The 17,461-nt window shown below is 53.8% G+C and carries 11 protein-coding genes; 9 read left to right on the plus strand and 2 right to left on the minus strand.

Features of this window, described 5'->3' with window-relative positions; translation table 11 throughout:
* Positions 1 to 133 precede the first annotated feature (133 nt).
* Positions 134 to 1,690: an AbgT family transporter gene (locus tag L975_RS09535; RefSeq protein ID WP_036768610.1), complete on the plus strand. Its 1,557-nt coding sequence runs from the start codon at positions 134 to 136 to the stop codon at positions 1,688 to 1,690.
* 225 nt (positions 1,691 to 1,915) lie between these two features.
* A complete protein-coding gene (gene tadA / locus L975_RS09540) occupies positions 1,916 to 2,437 on the plus strand; it encodes a tRNA adenosine(34) deaminase TadA (protein ID WP_255359271.1) in 522 nt (173 codons plus the stop codon).
* Positions 2,438 to 2,541: 104 nt separating this feature from the next.
* Here tadA and L975_RS09545 read toward each other — a convergent pair whose 3' ends face one another.
* Positions 2,542 to 2,745: a hypothetical protein gene (locus L975_RS09545; RefSeq protein ID WP_047708344.1), complete on the minus strand. Its 204-nt coding sequence runs from the start codon at positions 2,743 to 2,745 to the stop codon at positions 2,542 to 2,544.
* A gap of 474 nt (positions 2,746 to 3,219) precedes the next feature.
* A complete protein-coding gene (gene mltF, locus L975_RS09550) occupies positions 3,220 to 4,785 on the minus strand; it encodes a membrane-bound lytic murein transglycosylase MltF (RefSeq protein WP_010862407.1) in 1,566 nt (521 codons plus the stop codon).
* 249 nt (positions 4,786 to 5,034) lie between these two features.
* Between mltF and purL the strand changes: the two genes are divergently transcribed.
* The 7 genes from purL (at position 5,035) to glyA (ending at position 16,949) form a co-directional block, all read left to right on the plus strand.
* Entirely contained in the window at positions 5,035 to 8,928 is a 3,894-nt protein-coding gene (gene purL / locus L975_RS09555) for a phosphoribosylformylglycinamidine synthase (RefSeq protein WP_177326632.1), read from the plus strand.
* 848 nt (positions 8,929 to 9,776) lie between these two features.
* A complete protein-coding gene (locus tag L975_RS09565) occupies positions 9,777 to 11,204 on the plus strand; it encodes a sensor histidine kinase (RefSeq protein ID WP_369795329.1) in 1,428 nt (475 codons plus the stop codon).
* A gap of 13 nt (positions 11,205 to 11,217) precedes the next feature.
* A complete protein-coding gene (locus L975_RS09570) occupies positions 11,218 to 12,009 on the plus strand; it encodes a hypothetical protein (protein WP_177326633.1) in 792 nt (263 codons plus the stop codon).
* A complete protein-coding gene (glrR, locus tag L975_RS09575; RefSeq protein WP_010862402.1) occupies positions 11,969 to 13,312 on the plus strand; it encodes a two-component system response regulator GlrR in 1,344 nt (447 codons plus the stop codon). Before L975_RS09570 ends, glrR begins: the two co-directional genes overlap by 41 nt.
* Before the next feature lie 174 nt (positions 13,313 to 13,486).
* Complete coding sequence (locus tag L975_RS09580) at positions 13,487 to 15,136, plus strand: NAD+ synthase (protein WP_047708349.1); 1,650 nt, start codon at positions 13,487 to 13,489, stop codon at positions 15,134 to 15,136.
* A gap of 9 nt (positions 15,137 to 15,145) precedes the next feature.
* Positions 15,146 to 15,484 (plus strand): nitrogen regulatory protein P-II, encoded by a 339-nt coding sequence (gene glnB / locus L975_RS09585; protein ID WP_010862400.1) that lies wholly within the window; start codon positions 15,146 to 15,148, stop codon positions 15,482 to 15,484.
* A gap of 211 nt (positions 15,485 to 15,695) precedes the next feature.
* Positions 15,696 to 16,949 (plus strand): serine hydroxymethyltransferase, encoded by a 1,254-nt coding sequence (gene glyA, locus L975_RS09590; RefSeq protein ID WP_047708350.1) that lies wholly within the window; start codon positions 15,696 to 15,698, stop codon positions 16,947 to 16,949.
* Positions 16,950 to 17,461 lie beyond the last annotated feature (512 nt).

Genomic DNA, 17,461 nt, shown 5'->3' on the forward strand with positions numbered 1-17,461 from the left:
GATTGCTTTGTTAGCGATTTGTGCGGTCATTTTTTTAGAATCCAATTGTTTTGACTGCAGTAACATCAAGATACACTTTTGCGTGCTAAAATGACCTGTTTTTTCATCTTCAAATAACAAATGCAGGACGCGTATGAGTGAACAACAAGCACAACTCCCTTCGCCCACAATGATGACCCGTTTTTTAAACGCGGTTGAACGTGCGGGTAACAAACTGCCTGATCCAGCCATGATGTTTTTGTACGCCTTGCTGCTGGTGTGGGGCGTGTCAGCACTGCTGTCACAGGTGACCTTTGATCTGGTTAATCCTGTCAATGGCGAAACCGTACAGGTCAATAACCTGCTGACCGGTACGGCGCTAACCTCTTTCTTGGCCAATATGGTCACCACCTTTACCTCGTTTGCACCGCTGGGCATCGTACTGGTGGCCATGCTGGGGGTCGGTGTGGCTGAACAGTCAGGCTACATCAACACCGGTTTGAAAAAACTGCTGCGGGTAACACCGGGTCACATGCTGACCCCGATGCTGATTTTTGTCGCCATGCTGAGCCACACTGCGGCGGATGCGGGTTACGTGCTGGTGATCCCAATTGGTGGGATTATCTTCCACGCTGCGGGTCGTCATCCGCTGGTTGGTCTGGCCGCTGCCTTTGCCGGGGTATCGGGTGGATTTGCCGCAAACTTCATCCCGTGTGGTAACGATGCGCTGTTGCAAGGTTTTACCCAAGCTGCTGCCCGTTTGCTGGATGGCGATTACACCGTTAACACGCTGTGTAACGTGTTCTTCGGTATGGCCTCTTCCCTGATGATCACGCTGGTTGGCTGGTGGGTCACCGAGAAAGTGGTTGAGCCGCGCGTGAGCAAAATGAAGCTCAACGATACGCTGCCAGAGCCAGAAGATATGACCTCCTACAGCGAGGCGGAAAACCGTGGTTTCCGCGCTGCTAGCTGGGCGATGCTGGCCGGTCTTGGCCTGTTGGCCGCAGCGCTGTGGCCTGAGACATCACCGCTGCGCGCTGCTGATGGCTCACTGACCAGCTATGCTGCGCCGGTGATGAAGTCGATTGTGCCATTGATTTTCTTGCTGTTTATCTTCCCTGGGATTGTATATGGCCGTGTAGCGGGTACTTTCAAGACCAGCAAAGACGTGATTGATGCCATGAGCAACACCATGAGCAAGATGGGCTCATACATGGTGATGGCGTTTTTCTGTGCGCAGTTCATCAAAGCGTTTGGTGATTCCAATCTGGGTACGCTGCTGGCACTGTCAGGGGCAAATGTCCTTAAAGAGATGGCGTTGCCGGGCGAAGTGACCATCATCGGTATGGTTCTGCTGACGGCGATGGTTAACATCCTGATTGGCTCAGCATCCGCGAAATGGGCGTTGTTGTCACCAATTATGGTGCCGATGTTGATGGCGGTGGGCCTGTCTCCTGAGCTGACGCAGGCGGCGTTCCGCATTGGTGACTCTACCACCAACATTATTACGCCGCTGATGGTGTTCTTCCCGCTGGTGGTGGTGTATTGCCAGCGTTATGTGAAAGAGACCGGGGTGGGTACGCTGGTGTCTATCATGATGCCGTACTCCATTGCCTTTATGATCAGTTGGATTTTGTTCCTGCTGGCATGGTGGGCGCTGGGTCTGCCGCTGGGTCTGCAAGCCGGTTATACCTATCCGGTTGCCGGTTAAGTTGGCCAGAACTAAAAAAGCGTTTTATACGCTTTGATAGACCGCCTTTCGATAACGGGCTGCTTTGGCAGCCCGTTTTTTTATGGGGAAGTGTCGGCATCGTATTCGTCATTGGCGGATGAAATGCTTGTATGTAACCACGTAGCAGAAGCAGGCGACCGGATGGAGTGGCTTGTCTATAATTGGCGGCAAGAGATAACGCTAACCATCGGGTAAGAACGTAACGTGATACAACAGGCGGAGCACGAATTTTGGATGCGTCATGCCATGACGCTGGCTGCGAAAGCGGAAGCGGAAGGTGAAGTGCCAGTCGGCGCAGTCTTGGTGTTGGATGGCCAAGTGATAGGTGAAGGCTGGAATCGCTCCATCGGCCAACATGATCCGACGGCGCATGCGGAGATGATGGCGATCCGCCAAGGCGGCAAAGTGGTGCAAAACTATCGTCTGCTGGATGCCGTGCTGTATGTGACGTTAGAGCCCTGCGCCATGTGTTCAGGTGCGATGGTGCATGGCCGAATTCGGCAACTGGTGTTTGGGGCCAGCGATCTGAAAACCGGCACCGCGGGCTCGGTGATGAATTTGCTGCGCGAACCGCACTTTAATCATCAGTTAGAGGTGCTGGGCGGCGTATTAGCCGACGAGTGCGGGGCGCAGCTTAGTGCATTTTTCCGTCGGCGTCGCGCTGAGAAAAAAGCGTTGCGTCAGGCTGCACGTGAATTGAGCTCGCACGGCGAGGATGTTGAGTAAGAGAACAGATCCGGCTCTGGCTGCGGGATTTTAGCCGCAGCCGTTTCGGATACATAATCAATCAGGGATAGGGTGGTGCGGAGTAAAGCGGATATAGCGCGGAATTAGTGGTGAGACGGCTCGGGTACGCGTCCCCAACAAACCTGCTCTGGCATCCTTTCTGCTGTATCGTATTGCAGGTTAATCAATGTAAATAAGCGATTGCGAAACAGGATCTTGCGCTTACGGTTCACCTGCATGCGCAGGCGGCGCAGAGAGCCCCCAATCGCCGGTTTCTTACTGTTCATCAATTTACGACGTCGGATCATGGTACACCTCTTTGGACTGACTGCCTTGTCCATCTCATACGCTCAGTGTTACCAGATTATGACGCACAGGTAAATGCTCCAATGCGATCAGCCCGACAATATTGCATGCTAATTGTGTCTGATGTGCTGCCAGAGTCAGATTTCGCGGCTTTTTAACCTAAAATTATGCCTATATGCGGATATGTAACGGAAAAATGGTGAAATGCCAGTTTTAACATTAGCCGGTAGTAACGCGGGCCAAAAGCATAACCAAGATGTGAATTATTTATTACGGTTATATTGGTGAGCCGAATTGCGTACCGATACGTGAGCTTATAAATATTGCTGATATTCGAGCTTGGGTGCAGGTGAGTGACCCCTGAATCAATGGCTTAAATAGGACACAAAAGACATAAAAAAAGAGGAGCAGTCGCTCCTCTTTTTACTTTGTTTACCGTTCTTATGTGCTGTTCGCGCATCGGTGCGGCAGCACCGTTATTCTTTCACCTTCGCGGTAACTAAGCCTGCGCCGGGGGATTTAAGCTCGGTCATCGCCTCTTGACGGCTTTGCTTCATCTCGGCACGTTGCAGCGCGTTTTGCTCACGCGCTTCTTGCGCGGTATTGATCACCGCCGGCTCACCGTTATCGTTCAGCGGCGCGACTTCTTTGGCTTTAGCGGCAATCGCCAGCTGCTGCGCCTGATCATAGCCCACCAAACTTTGCATGTAGCGACGAATGTTCTCCACGTAGCGGAAGGCTTCACCGCCACGGGCAAAACCGTAGCGAGTCTGCGCGTAGTAGCGTTTTTGACTGAGCATTGGCAGACGCTGCTTCACATCCGCCCAAGAGTCAGGATTCGCACCTTGGGTTTTGGTCAGGCGACGGGCATCCATCATATGACCAAAGCCAATGTTGTACGCTGCCAGTGCAAACCATGCTCGCTCGTCTTCGGGAATGCTTTCTGGAATTTTATCCATCAAGCGCGCCAGATAATCGGAGCCACCGCGAATGCTTTGCTCAGGATCGGTGCGATCACTGACGCCCACTGAGGCGGCAGTTGGACGGGTCAACATCATTAGACCACGCACACCGGTAGGTGAGGTAGCATCCGGATCCCAATGCGACTCCTGATAGGCTACCGCCGCCAGCAAACGCCAATCCAGCTCGCCCGCATATTGCTCGAACAGCTTCTGGTATTGCGGCAGCGTTTTTTCGATTTCGGCCAAGAAAGTACGGGTATCGACATAATCAAACTCATCGATATGACCGAAGTACTTCTCTTCCAAACGCGCCAGCGTGCCGTCTTCCACAATCTCACTCATGAAATCCAGCATCGCGGCGTACAGGCTGTCGTCATCGCTTTTACGCATGTACCAGACGACCGGCTCTTCATCACTGATATCGAAGGCGACGGCCAGCTCGGGCTTGATGCGCTGCAGCGCCGCAATACTCACCGAGTCAGCCACGGTGTAATCCAGTGAGCCTTCGGCCACTTGGCGCAGCAATTCATCCGAAGAGAGATCGGTGGTGGCTTTCCAGCTTAAGTTGGTAAATTTGCCGGTTAACTTAGCCAGTGAGGCCGCATGTGCCGAGCCGGAGGCCACCATCAAGGTGCCTTTCAGATCGTTTAAGTTTTTCGGGCGCGCTTTTCCCTTCCGGTATACCAACTGCTGGGATACGGAATAGTAAGAAGGGCCAACCCGAAATTGAGACAGGCGTTCCTGATTAAACAGCAGGCCGGCGGCTGCCATATCGAGCCGTTTTTCGTTTACGGCCGGAAACAGATCCGTCAGGCTGAAGGCAGATTCAATCCGCAGTTCGACCCCGAGGTAATCGGCGAAACGTTTGGTGAGCTCATACTCTAGGCCGGATGGACCATTTGGTCCGATGTAATAAGAGAGGGCACTGTTGATGGTGCCGACGCGGAGCTCCCCGCGCTCTTTTACTTGTTCTAGTTGGCTGCGTCTGTCAAAAACCCAATTACGTCCCGGTAATAATACAGCCAATCCCACGGCCAGAAGTAACAGACAGCTGATCCATTTAAAATTCAGCGTTTTCAATAGATTATCTCTTCACAGAGTGTTACTGGTGATAACGTGTTGGTGACTTTTTGTTCAATTGGGCCAAGGCATTTTCTCCAACCGAGGCCCGTGACGCAATCTTTTTATTACAAGAGGGGGTTACTGACTGTAGGAATTTCTTACTGACAAAGTCAGGAATAATCATGACGCAAACGGTTTCGTCGGCGCGGCAATTTCTCTATAATACGGCGGCCTTTTAGCCAAACCGCCCTTAAAGAGAGCTAAACGATGATGGAAATTATGCGCGGCTCGCCAGCGCTTTCAGCTTTTCGCGTGACCAAATTACTGTCTGCCTGCCAGGATGCACAGCTGCCAGTACAGGATGTGTATGCCGAGTATGTGCATTTCGCCCATTTGAGCGCGCCCCTTTCCACCGATGAACAGGTCAAGCTGGCACGCCTGTTACGTTATGGCCCGTCATTGCCAGAGCATGAGCCAAAGGGCTATCTGCTGCTGGTAACGCCACGTCCGGGGACGGTATCGCCATGGTCCTCCAAAGCCACCGACATTGCGCATAACTGTGGCTTGACGCAGGTGCGCCGCTTAGAGCGCGGTATTGCCTACTACCTGACAGCCGATGCATTGACCGCGGAGCAGTTAGCGGCGGTAAAGGCGTTGTTGCATGATCGCATGATGGAGTGTGTGTTTACCGAGTTGCAGCAAGCTGATGTGCTGTTCAGTGAGCAGGAACCCGCTCCGGTACAGCAAATCTTTGTGCTGGAAGAAGGGCGCGCTGCACTGGAGCAAGCAAACTTGCGCCTAGGGCTGGCGTTGGCCGATGAAGAAATTGATTACCTGTTGGCTAGCTTTACTCGCCTGCAGCGTAACCCGAATGACATTGAGCTTTATATGTTCGCGCAGGCCAACTCTGAGCACTGCCGCCACAAGATTTTCAATGCCGATTGGATTATCGATGATCAGCCGCAGGCAAAATCGCTGTTCAAGATGATCAAAAACACCTTCGAGAAGACCCCTGAGTATGTCTTCTCGGCGTATAAAGATAATGCCGCCGTGATGGAAGGCTCGGTTGCGGGGCGTTTCTTTGCCGAGCCGGACACTGGTCGCTATGAATACCATCAAGAGCCGACCCACATTCTGATGAAGGTGGAAACGCACAACCACCCCACCGCGATTTCGCCATGGCCAGGTGCGGCTACTGGCTCTGGTGGGGAAATTCGTGATGAAGGCGCCACGGGGCGCGGCGCCAAACCAAAAGCCGGTTTAGTGGGCTTCTCGGTGTCTAACTTACGCATTCCGGGCTTTGAACAGCCGTGGGAAACCGATTTTGGTAAGCCCGATCGCATCGTTTCGGCGCTGGATATCATGACTGAAGGCCCACTGGGCGGCGCGGCGTTTAACAACGAATTTGGCCGCCCAGCCTTGCTGGGTTACTTCCGCACCTACGAAGAAGAGGTGAACAGCCATAACGGGCAGGAAGTGCGAGGTTATCATAAGCCGATCATGCTGGCCGGCGGCCTCGGTAATATCCGAGAAAACCATATTCAAAAAGGGGAGATTCCGATTGGCGCCAAACTGATTGTGCTGGGGGGCCCGGCAATGAATATCGGTTTGGGTGGTGGCGCGGCTTCGTCCATGACTTCGGGCCAATCGCAAGAGGATTTGGATTTTGCTTCCGTGCAGCGTGATAACCCAGAGATGGAGCGCCGCTGTCAGGAAGTGATCGACCGCTGCTGGCAGCTGGGCGACGACAACCCAATCCTGTTTATCCATGATGTGGGCGCGGGTGGCCTGTCGAATGCCATGCCAGAGCTGGTGCACGATGGTGGCCGCGGCGGTCGCTTTGACCTGCGCGCCATTGCCAGCGATGAGCCGGGCATGAGTCCGCTGGAGATCTGGTGTAACGAATCGCAAGAGCGTTATGTGCTGGCGGTAGCCCCTGATCAGCTGGCGCGCTTTGAAGCACTGTGCCAGCGTGAGCGTGCGCCGTACGCCGTCATTGGTGAGGCCTGCGCCGAGCTGCATCTGGATATGTATGACCCGCATTTTGATAATCATCCTATCGATTTACCGATGGATGTGCTGTTGGGTAGCGCGCCGAAGATGCTGCGCGATGTGAAGACCTTGCAGATGCAGGGTAAAAAACTCGATTTAGGCGGCGCCACGCTGCACGAGGCGCTGGAGCGCGTCTTGCGTCTGCCGGCAGTCGCCGAGAAGACTTTCCTGATCACCATCGGCGATCGCAGTGTGAGCGGTATGGTGGCGCGCGATCAAATGGTTGGCCCGTGGCAGATCCCTGTTGCTGACTGCGCAGTCACCGCAGCGAGCTTTGACACTTATCACGGCGAAGCTATGTCGATGGGCGAGCGGGCGCCTGTGGCGCTGTTGGACTTTGCCGCCTCGGCGCGTCTGGCGGTCGGTGAAGCGATCACCAATATCGCGGCGACGCGCATCGGTGACATCAAGCGTATCAAGCTGTCCGCCAACTGGATGGCGGCAGCCGGTCACCCGGGTGAAGATGCCGGTTTGTATGCGGCAGTGAAAGCGGTGGGCGAAGAGCTGTGTCCGGCGCTGGGTCTGACCATTCCGGTGGGTAAAGACTCGATGTCGATGAAAACCCGCTGGCAGCAAGAGGGTGAAGAACAGTCTGTGACCGCGCCGCTGTCGCTGGTGATCTCGGCCTTTAGCCGTGTGGAAGATATTCGCGCCACGCTGACGCCACAACTGCGCACTGATTTGGGCGCATCACGCCTGCTGCTGATTGACTTAGGCGAAGGGCGTAACCGCGTTGGCGGCTCGGCGCTGGCCCAAGTGTATAAGCAACTGGGCGATAAGCCGGCCGATTTGGATAATCCAGCGCGTTTGCTGGCCTTCTTCAATGCGATGCAAGAGCTGGTAGCGGCGCGTCATCTGCTGGCCTACCACGACCGTTCGGATGGTGGTCTGCTGGTTACGCTGGCGGAGATGGCCTTTGCCGGTCATTGCGGCGTGGAAGTGGATATTGGTGCGCTGGGTGATGACAACATGGCGGTGCTGTTCAGTGAAGAGCTGGGTGCAGTGCTGCAGGTGCGCGATAGCGCCATCACCGATGTGCGTAAAATCCTGATCAAGCATGGCCTGCTGGATATCACCCACGAAATTGGCGCGCCAGTGACCGACGATCTGTTCAGTATCCGCCGTGGCACCCGCGTGATTATCGAAGATACCCGCACGCGCCTGCGTGGGATCTGGGCGGAGATGACGTGGCAGATGCAGCGTCGTCGTGATAACCCAGAGTGCGCCGATCAGGAGTTTGCGGGCAAGTGTGACCCGCAAGATCCGGGGCTAAATGTCCGTTTAAGTTTCGATCCGGCAGACGACATTGCTGCGCCGTACATTGCCACAGGCGTGCGTCCGAAGTTGGCGGTGCTGCGCGAGCAGGGCGTGAACTCACATGTTGAGATGGCGGCGGCGTTCGATCGCGCTGGTTTTGATGCCATCGATGTGCACATGAGCGATATTCTGGGCGGACGCATCAACTTGCAGCAGTTCCAATCGCTGGTGGCGTGCGGCGGCTTCTCGTACGGTGACGTTTTGGGCGCTGGTGAAGGTTGGGCGAAGTCGATTTTGTTCAACGCGCAGGCGCGGGATCAATTTGAGTCGTTCTTCCGTCGTCAAGATACGCTGGCGCTCGGGGTGTGTAACGGCTGTCAGATGATGTCCAACTTGCATGAGCTGATCCCAGGTACTGAAAACTGGCCACGTTTCGTGCGTAACCGCTCGGAGCGTTTCGAAGCGCGTTTCAGTTTGGTGGAAGTGGCGGCGAGTCCTTCTCTGCTGCTGGCGGATATGGCCGGCTCACGGATGCCAATTGCGGTATCGCATGGTGAAGGGCAAGTGGAGTTCCGCGACACGGTGCAGCTCAATGGGCTGGAGCAAAGCGCGCTGGTGGCGATGCGCTTTGTGAACAACGCCGGGCAACCGACCACTACCTATCCTGCTAACCCGAACGGGTCGGTCAACGGCATTACCGCGGTGACTAACTTGGATGGTCGCGTCACTATCATGATGCCGCATCCTGAGCGGGTGTTCCGTACGGTCAGCAATTCTTGGCATCCAGATAACTGGGGTGAAGATAGCCCGTGGATGCGCATGTTCCGTAATGCGCGTCGTCAACTGGGGTAATCGGCTATCGCGGTATAGCTAATGACCGGTTTTTCACCGGTTTTGAACCGAAGGCGCTCAATAGAGCGCCTTTTTAATTGCTTGATTATTAATGGCTTTTATTTGATTGTCGCGAAATGCCGACAAGGGTGTTTATTTGTGTCGCCAAAAAGAGACATTTATCTTGTTGTTTTTAAATGGATATTTGTCTGGTGCTTTATCCTGTCGTTTTTTCGCGACAGTTTTAGCGGTTACCGCGCTCAGAAATACTTTTGCCAATGAGAAACGTGAGATTGATAGCTTCGATTTAAATTTTAATTCATTTAAAATCAATGCTTTATTTCTATTACTTAAAGGCTGGCACGCCAGCTGCATTATATTGGTCGTAAGTGCTCATCCACCTTCTTATGATAGCTTAGCTTCATAAACTTATCGGATGATGCCAATGTCATGGAGTCTAACGTCTGACCCTTGATAATGACTACGGTCTTATCTAATTACGGACGCCACGTTGAGTGAGACTCCGCCCGACGTACCACTGCGATAAACAGAGATTTATCATCCGGTACGTGCTGAGAAGCCGGATACCAGTCGCCTGATTTCGATGAACATCAGTTTTCATCACCCTGCAGGCGTAGCAAATACGGTCTGGTATCCTGACAGCCGCTCTGCCCGTTTAAGTGTAACGCAAGCAGACTGGTCCGGGACGTACCGGGGGAAACCCCGGTCACCCGTCACTTTATCTTCTTTCTGTCGCTCGCAAGCGCTCAGATCTTGCTCATCCTCGGGCAAGAATCGCGTTTGTATCTTTTCTCTGCGCCTGAGCTCAGGTAGCATTCTTCTATCTATTATTCACCATTATGACCTTTATGCGCTTTTCACCCCGTTCTTTGCGGCAATTGGTTTTGCTGGCCTTTGTGCTGGTGCTGCTGCCATTGCTGCTGTTGGCCTATCAGGCTTATCGGGGGCTCGATAACCTCAGTGAACAAGCCGAGCAGCTCAACCGCTCTACGTTGGCTGATGCGCGGCGCTCGGAGGTGATGAGTAATATCGCGCTAGAGATGGAGCGCAGCTACCGTCAGTACTGTGTGTTTGGTGATAAGACCTTTGCAAATTTGTACCAAAATCAGCGCAAGCAATACCTGCGTCAGCTGACCTTACATGCCCGCGCGTTGCCGGAAAAAATCAACTATGCGGATTTGCATACCCAGCTGCAGGCGCTGGCGGTGCCGCTGTGTAATAATGAAGGATTGACGCCAGAAGCGTTGTCGCTTTTGGAGCAGTTTGCGCGCAGCAATACCCAGATGCTGGAGACCACCCGTAACATCATCTATTCACGCGGTGAGCAGTTACAGCAGACTATTGCCGATCGGGGGCGCTATTTTGGCTGGCAGGCGTTAAGCGTGTTTGTGGTCAGTCTGGTGCTGGTGTTGCTGTTTACCCGCATGATTATCGGGCCGGTGAAAAGTATCCAGCACATGATTAATCGTCTCGGGGAAGGGCATAAGATTGTCGATATCTCCGGGCTGCGAGGGCCGCGCGAGTTAAAATCGATCGCCCAGCGCGTGGTGTGGCTCAGTGAGCGCTTGAGCTGGTTAGAATCGCAACGTCACGAGTTTTTGCGTCATATTTCGCATGAGCTAAAAACCCCGTTGGCCAGTATGCGTGAAGGTACGGATTTGCTGGCGGATGAGATTGCTGGGCCGCTCACCGAATCGCAAAAAGAGATTGTCACCATTTTGGACTCCAGCAGTCGGCACTTGCAGCAGTTGATTGAGCAGTTACTGGATTATAACCGCCAGATTGCCAATACCCCGGTGCAGATGCAGGATGTGGTGCTGCTGCCGTTACTGGAGCAGGTGATGGTGGCCAATAGCTTGCCGGCCAAAGCGAAGAACATGCGCACCCATCTGGATCTGGCCTTTAGTCACTGCATGGCGGAGCCCACCTTGCTCAGTCGGGTGCTGGATAACCTGTACTCCAATGCGGTGCACTATGGTGGGGAGTCCGGCACTATCTGGATCAGTAGCCGGCAGAACCTGAAAGAGTCGCGAATTCAAATTGATATCGCCAATACCGGCACCTCGATTCCTCTGGCGGAGCGGGAAATGATTTTTGAGCCGTTTTATCAGGGTAGCCGACAGCGCAAAGGCGCCGTCAAAGGCAGCGGGTTAGGCTTGAGTATTGCGCGTGACTGTATCCGGCGGATGCAGGGCGAACTGGATTTGGTGCAGGTGGATTATGCGCCAGTATGTTTTCGTATTGAATTACCGTTAAGTCCTGAACATGTCTCATAAAATGAAAAAATGGATGCTGGGAGTAGCACTGGCGGTGCCGGTTACGCTGCTGACAGCTTGCAGCGGACGCCCGACTCAGGCATTGGCACGGGTAATGGAGCCCGTGTTACCTTCAATTGAAAATGAAGATTTTTACCGTCGCTCGTGTGCGGCGATCTGGAATAGCAGTAACACCAATCAGATTCAGATGGCCGCCTATTGGTTGCGCGTTTCTGAGTGCGCAGATCAGATCCCGTTTAAATCACGGCGTGAATTTGCCGCCAGCTTGCCGACGACCACATGGCATGGTCAGCTGAAAAAAACGCTGGTCGAGCTGCGTGACAGCCCGAGCTTACCGCAGCGGCGGCGCGCACTGGATACCTTAAGTGGCTTACGTGAACAAGTGCCGTCCAGCGTGTTACCGCTGGTGCGTTTGTGGCGGGAGCAACAGGTCACGCTGATTAATGCGACCGATGAGCGGTTGCGCGCTCAGCGCGAGATGAAGCAATTGGAAATGGAGATGGCGGAGCTGCGTGCCGAGCGGCAAACGTTGCATCGCCGTCTGGATGATGCGGAGCAAAAGCTGCGCCGTTTGATGGATATTGAGCGTCAGCTGTCGGTACGTAAGCTGGTGCCGGTGCGGCCGGTACCCGAGCAAGATGACAGCACTAAACTGCCGCAGTTGGCCGTGCCATCGGTGGGAGATACCTCGGTGGATGAGCCATTGCCGCCAGCCTCGACACCGGAGCAGATGACGCCAGATCAGATAAAGGAGCCTCAGGCTGATGACACCGAAAAAGACAGCGAGCCTGCTGCTGGTCGATGATGATCCCAGCTTGCTGCGTCTGCTGGGGATGCGTCTCAACAGTGAAGGCTTTCAGGTAGAGACCGCCCTGAACGGGCAAGAAGCACTGCGCATTTTAGAGCGCGATAAAATCGATCTCGTGATCAGTGATTTGCGCATGGATGAAATGGATGGCATGGCGCTGTTCAGCGAAATCCAAAAGCGCATCCCCGGAATGCCGGTGATTTTACTGACCGCCCACGGCTCGATCCCCGATGCCGTGGCCGCCACGCGGCAGGGGGTGTTTAGCTTCCTGACCAAGCCGGTCGATAAAGAAGCACTGTATAAAGCCATTGATGAAGCCTTGGCGTTACATGCTCCGGCCAGCAGTGATGAGCGCTGGCGTGAGGGGGTGATCACCCGTAATGCGGGCATGTTACGTTTGCTGGAGCAGGCGAAAATGGTGGCGCAGTCCGATGTCAGCATTCTAATTAACGGCGCTAGCGGCACCGGTAAAGAAGTGTTGGCGCAGGCGATCCATAAAGCCAGTCCGCGCGCCGGCGCGCCGTTTATTGCCATTAACTGTGGCGCGTTACCGGAGCAGTTGCTGGAGTCTGAATTATTTGGCCATGCCAAAGGCGCGTTTACCGGCGCGGTCAGTCAGCGCGAGGGCCTGTTCCAAGCAGCGCAGGGGGGAACCCTGTTTCTGGATGAAATCGGCGATATGCCTTTGGCACTGCAGGTCAAACTGCTGCGCGTCTTGCAAGAGCGGAAAGTTCGTCCACTGGGCAGTAACCGCGATATCGACATTGATGTGCGGGTGGTGTCAGCCACGCACCGTGATTTAGTCAAAGCCATGGAGCAAGGCGAGTTTCGTGAAGACCTCTACTACCGCCTGAATGTGGTTAACCTCAAGCTACCGGCGCTGAATGAGCGTGCCGATGATATCCCTCTCCTCGCCGATCACATTTTGCGCCATGCCGCTGAGCGTAATAAACCCTTTGTGCGCGCGTTTTCCAAAGAAGCACTCAAGCAGCTGATGGCCGCTGAGTGGCCGGGGAATGTGCGGCAATTAGTGAACGTGATTGAGCAGTGTGTGGCATTGACCACTGCGCCGGTGATCAACGAGGCTCTGGTCGCACAGGCGTTGGAAGGGGAAAATACCGCACTACCCACCTTTGCTGATGCGCGCAGCCATTTTGAATTGCATTATCTGCGCAAATTGCTGCACATTGCCAAAGGTAACGTGACGCAAGCCGCGCGTATGGCGGGACGCAATCGCACGGAATTTTATAAACTGCTGGGGCGTCACGAGCTAGACCCGAACGATTTTAAGGATAACTGATCCGGTTTCTGGCCAACGTGTCCGAGCGTAGAAAAACGGCGGAGAACATTGGCGGGGATGGTATCGGTCGTTGTTGCATCTTATTATCGTGTGCAACACGTTATTGTGTCTGTGGCTATCACTGGGCGGCAGACAACTCTGTATGAAGTTAGTTACGGATAAGTTGGATTTGTCATGACGAAAGGGCCTGTTACCGGTTCGCTGACAGTCGCTCTGGCACAGCTGAATATGCTGGTCGGCGATATTGAAGGCAATGCGCAAAAAATCATTACTACCACGCGTGAGCAGGCAGATGCCGGCGCCGATCTGGTGGTGTTCCCTGAATTGGCGTTAACCGGCTATCCACCCGAAGATTTGCTGCTGCGTCCTGATTTGATGGTGCGCGTGAATGCCCAATTGGATCTGATTGCGCAGGTGTCACACAAGACTGCCGTGCTGGTGGGGCATCCGTGGCCGGAAGACGGGGAGTTATACAATGCGCTGTCTGTGTATGCCGAAGGCCGTTTGCTGATCCGTTACTACAAGCAAAAATTACCCAACTACGGCGTATTTGATGAGCTGCGTTACTTTAGCGCGGGCGATAAAAATGCGCTGTTGGAGCTCAACGGTGTCCGTCTGGGGCTGCTGATTTGTGAAGACCTGTGGTTTGATGCGCCGGTCGATGCCCTGCATGCTGCCGGTGCTGAGGTGATTGTTTCCATCAACGCCTCGCCGTACGACCAAGAAAAGCCGCAAGTCCGCCAACGTCTGCTGGAAGGGCATTGCCGCCGTACCGGCTTGCCACTGCTGTATCTGAACCAAATCGGTGGGCAAGATGAGCTGGTGTTTGATGGCTGTTCGAAAGTGTTCAACGCACAAGGTGAGATGACGCATCGGCTGGCGGCGTTTGCCGAGCAGGTTGAGCGGGTGTCATTGCACAAACAGCAGGATGCGTTGACGATCACCCCGATGGCACAACCTGCTGCAACGCAAGGTTTGCTGGCACAAACCTATCAGGCGTTAGTGTTGGCCGTGCGCGATTATGTCACCAAAAATGGTTTCCAAGGCGCAGTGCTGGGCTTATCGGGCGGTATTGATTCGGCCTTAACTCTGGCGATTGCCGTGGATGCGTTGGGCGCGGATAAAGTGCAGGCGGTCATGATGCCGTTTCGCTATACCGCCGATATCAGTATCGCCGATGCCAAGGAAGAAGCTGATCTGCTAGGTATCGAGTTTGATATCGTCTCTATCGAACCGATGTTTGATGCGTTTATGCAGCAGTTAGCACCGATGTTTGCCGGCACCGAGCGAGATACCACCGAAGAGAACTTGCAGGCCCGTTGCCGTGGCGTGATGCTGATGGCGCTGTCGAACAAGCGTCGCCGTTTGGTGCTGACCACCGGTAACAAGAGTGAGATGGCGGTGGGTTATGCCACCTTGTACGGTGATATGGCCGGTGGCTTCGATGTGTTGAAAGACGTGCCGAAAACCTTGGTCTTCCAATTATCCGAATACCGTAATACGCTCTCGTACGTGATCCCGCAGCGAGTCATTGACCGTCCGCCATCAGCAGAGCTGGCACCGGATCAGGTCGACCAAGACAGCTTACCGCCGTATGACATTTTGGATGCGATTTTGCACGCCTATGTCGAGCAGGATAAATCGGTGGCCGATCTGGTGGCGATGGGATTCGAGGAAGAAGTGGTGCGTAAGGTCATCCGTTTGGTGGATATCAACGAATACAAGCGCCGTCAAGCCGCGGTAGGGCCGCGGATCACCGCCCGTAATTTTGGCAAGGATCGGCGTTATCCAATAACGTCCGGCTTTGGTCGTGTAAACTGGTAAGGAACTGCCATGAAGAAAATTGACGCAATCATCAAACCGTTCAAGCTGGATGATGTCCGAGAAGCGCTGGCGGAAGTCGGGATCACCGGCATGACGGTGACCGAAGTGAAAGGCTTTGGTCGCCAGAAAGGGCATACCGAGTTATACCGCGGTGCCGAGTATATGGTCGATTTTCTGCCCAAAGTGAAAATTGAAATGGTGGTGGCCGATGAGATTGTCGATACCTGTGTCGATACCATCATGCAAACGGCGCAAACCGGTAAAATCGGTGACGGCAAAATCTTCGTGTATGACGTTGCGCGTGTGATCCGCATTCGTACCGGTGAACAAGACGAAGAAGCCATTTGAATCAGGTTATTCACAAAACGGTGCCGCGGGCACCGTTTTTGTTTTCAGCTGTCGCGGTTGTTGCAAATTAGATTGGCAATCGTTTGCGTTAAAATTGCCGCAGGGACTATCAGTCCCTCGGTAAAAGCATTAAACTTGGCGCAGACCCACGGGAGCGCCGGTGACAGCCCGTTTTATCCCGCGACTTAGCTCAGGTTATCAGGAGATGCAGATGTTAAAACGAGACATGAACATTGCCGACTACGATGCTGACTTATGGCAGGCCATGCAGCAGGAAGTTGTGCGTCAGGAAGAGCATATTGAGCTGATTGCGTCAGAGAACTATACCAGCCCGCGCGTTATGCAGGCTCAGGGCTCCCAGCTGACCAACAAATACGCGGAAGGCTATCCGGGCAAGCGCTACTACGGCGGTTGCGAGTATGTGGATATTGTTGAGCAGTTGGCTATTGATCGCGCGAAGGCGCTGTTTGGTGCTGATTACGCTAACGTGCAGCCACACTCCGGTTCACAGGCTAACTCTGCGGTGTATATGGCGCTGCTAAACCCGGGCGATACCGTTCTGGGCATGAGCTTGGCGCACGGTGGTCACCTGACTCACGGCTCACCGGTTAACTTCTCCGGTAAACTGTACAACATCGTGCCTTACGGCATCGATGAGCACGGTCGCATTGATTATGATGATGTGGCGCGTCAGGCCCAAGAGCACAAGCCGAAGATGATCATCGGTGGTTTTTCTGCCTACTCCCGTCTGGTGGATTGGGCGCGTCTGCGTGAAATTGCTGACAGCGTAGGGGCTTACCTGTTTGTGGATATGGCGCACGTTGCAGGCTTAGTGGCCGCCGGTGCCTATCCAAATCCAGTACCTCACGCTCACGTGGTGACGACTACCACGCACAAGACTCTGGCCGGTCCTCGTGGTGGCTTGATTTTGTCGGCTGCCGGTGATGAAGATCTGTATAAGAAGCTGAACTCTGCCGTGTTCCCTGGTGGCCAAGGTGGCCCACTGATGCATGTGATTGCAGCAAAAGCCGTAGCATTTAAAGAAGCGATGGAGCCGGAGTTTAAAGCGCTGCAGTTCCAAATCGTGCGTAATGCACAGGCGATGGTGGATGTATTCCAGAAACGCGGCTACAAAGTTGTTTCTAATGGCACTGAGAACCACCTGTTCTTGCTGGATCTGATTGATAAAGATATCACCGGTAAAGATGCGGATGCGGCACTGGGCCGAGCCAATATCACCGTGAACAAAAACAGCGTACCGAACGATCCACGCAGTCCGTTTGTGACGTCGGGGATCCGAATTGGCTCTCCAGCTATTTCTCGTCGTGGCTTTAAAGAAGAAGAAGCGGCACTGCTGGCGGGTTGGATGTGTGATGTGCTGGATGACATCAATAATGAAGCAACCATCGAGCGTGTGAAAGGTCAGGTACTGGATATCTGTGCCCGCTTCCCTGTTTACGCGTAATAGGCTACCGGTTGTTTGCCGTCATCTATATAGTTCTATATAGATAGCAGACACGCTGAGGCTAGACGCCCATAAGCCGAACTTAAGTAGAACTAACAAGGCCGCGGATCACGCGGCCTTTTTTATAGCTATAAGCCATTAAGCTGGAGCGTGGCTAATTGTGCGGTTCTGACGAGTGCATCCGGCTCATCAGGTGTCACAGAGCGAAGATCCGAGCGTTTCCCTCTATATTTTCATATTCGATTCTTGGTTATCCACAGGGTTTTCTGGGTATCCTGTGCATTAAATGTGAGTATTCAGTGCTTAAGTTGGGTTGCCATTATTTATTGTAATTTCAGCGTTTTTTATAGCAAAAAACGCTTGCGCTTTCGCGGCGCGACCCTATAATGCGACCCCACTGACACGGCAGCAGTGATGCAAATCACAGTGGCCGGTAGTCAACGAAACAACGCAGTTGAGCATGATAAAAAATGCTTGACGGCACAACAGGAAAGCGGAATAATGCGCGTCCT

The organism is Plesiomonas sp. ZOR0011 (assembly GCF_000800945.1).
In the GTDB taxonomy this organism is placed as follows: Bacteria; Pseudomonadota; Gammaproteobacteria; order Enterobacterales; family CAMTGL01; genus Plesiomonas; species Plesiomonas shigelloides.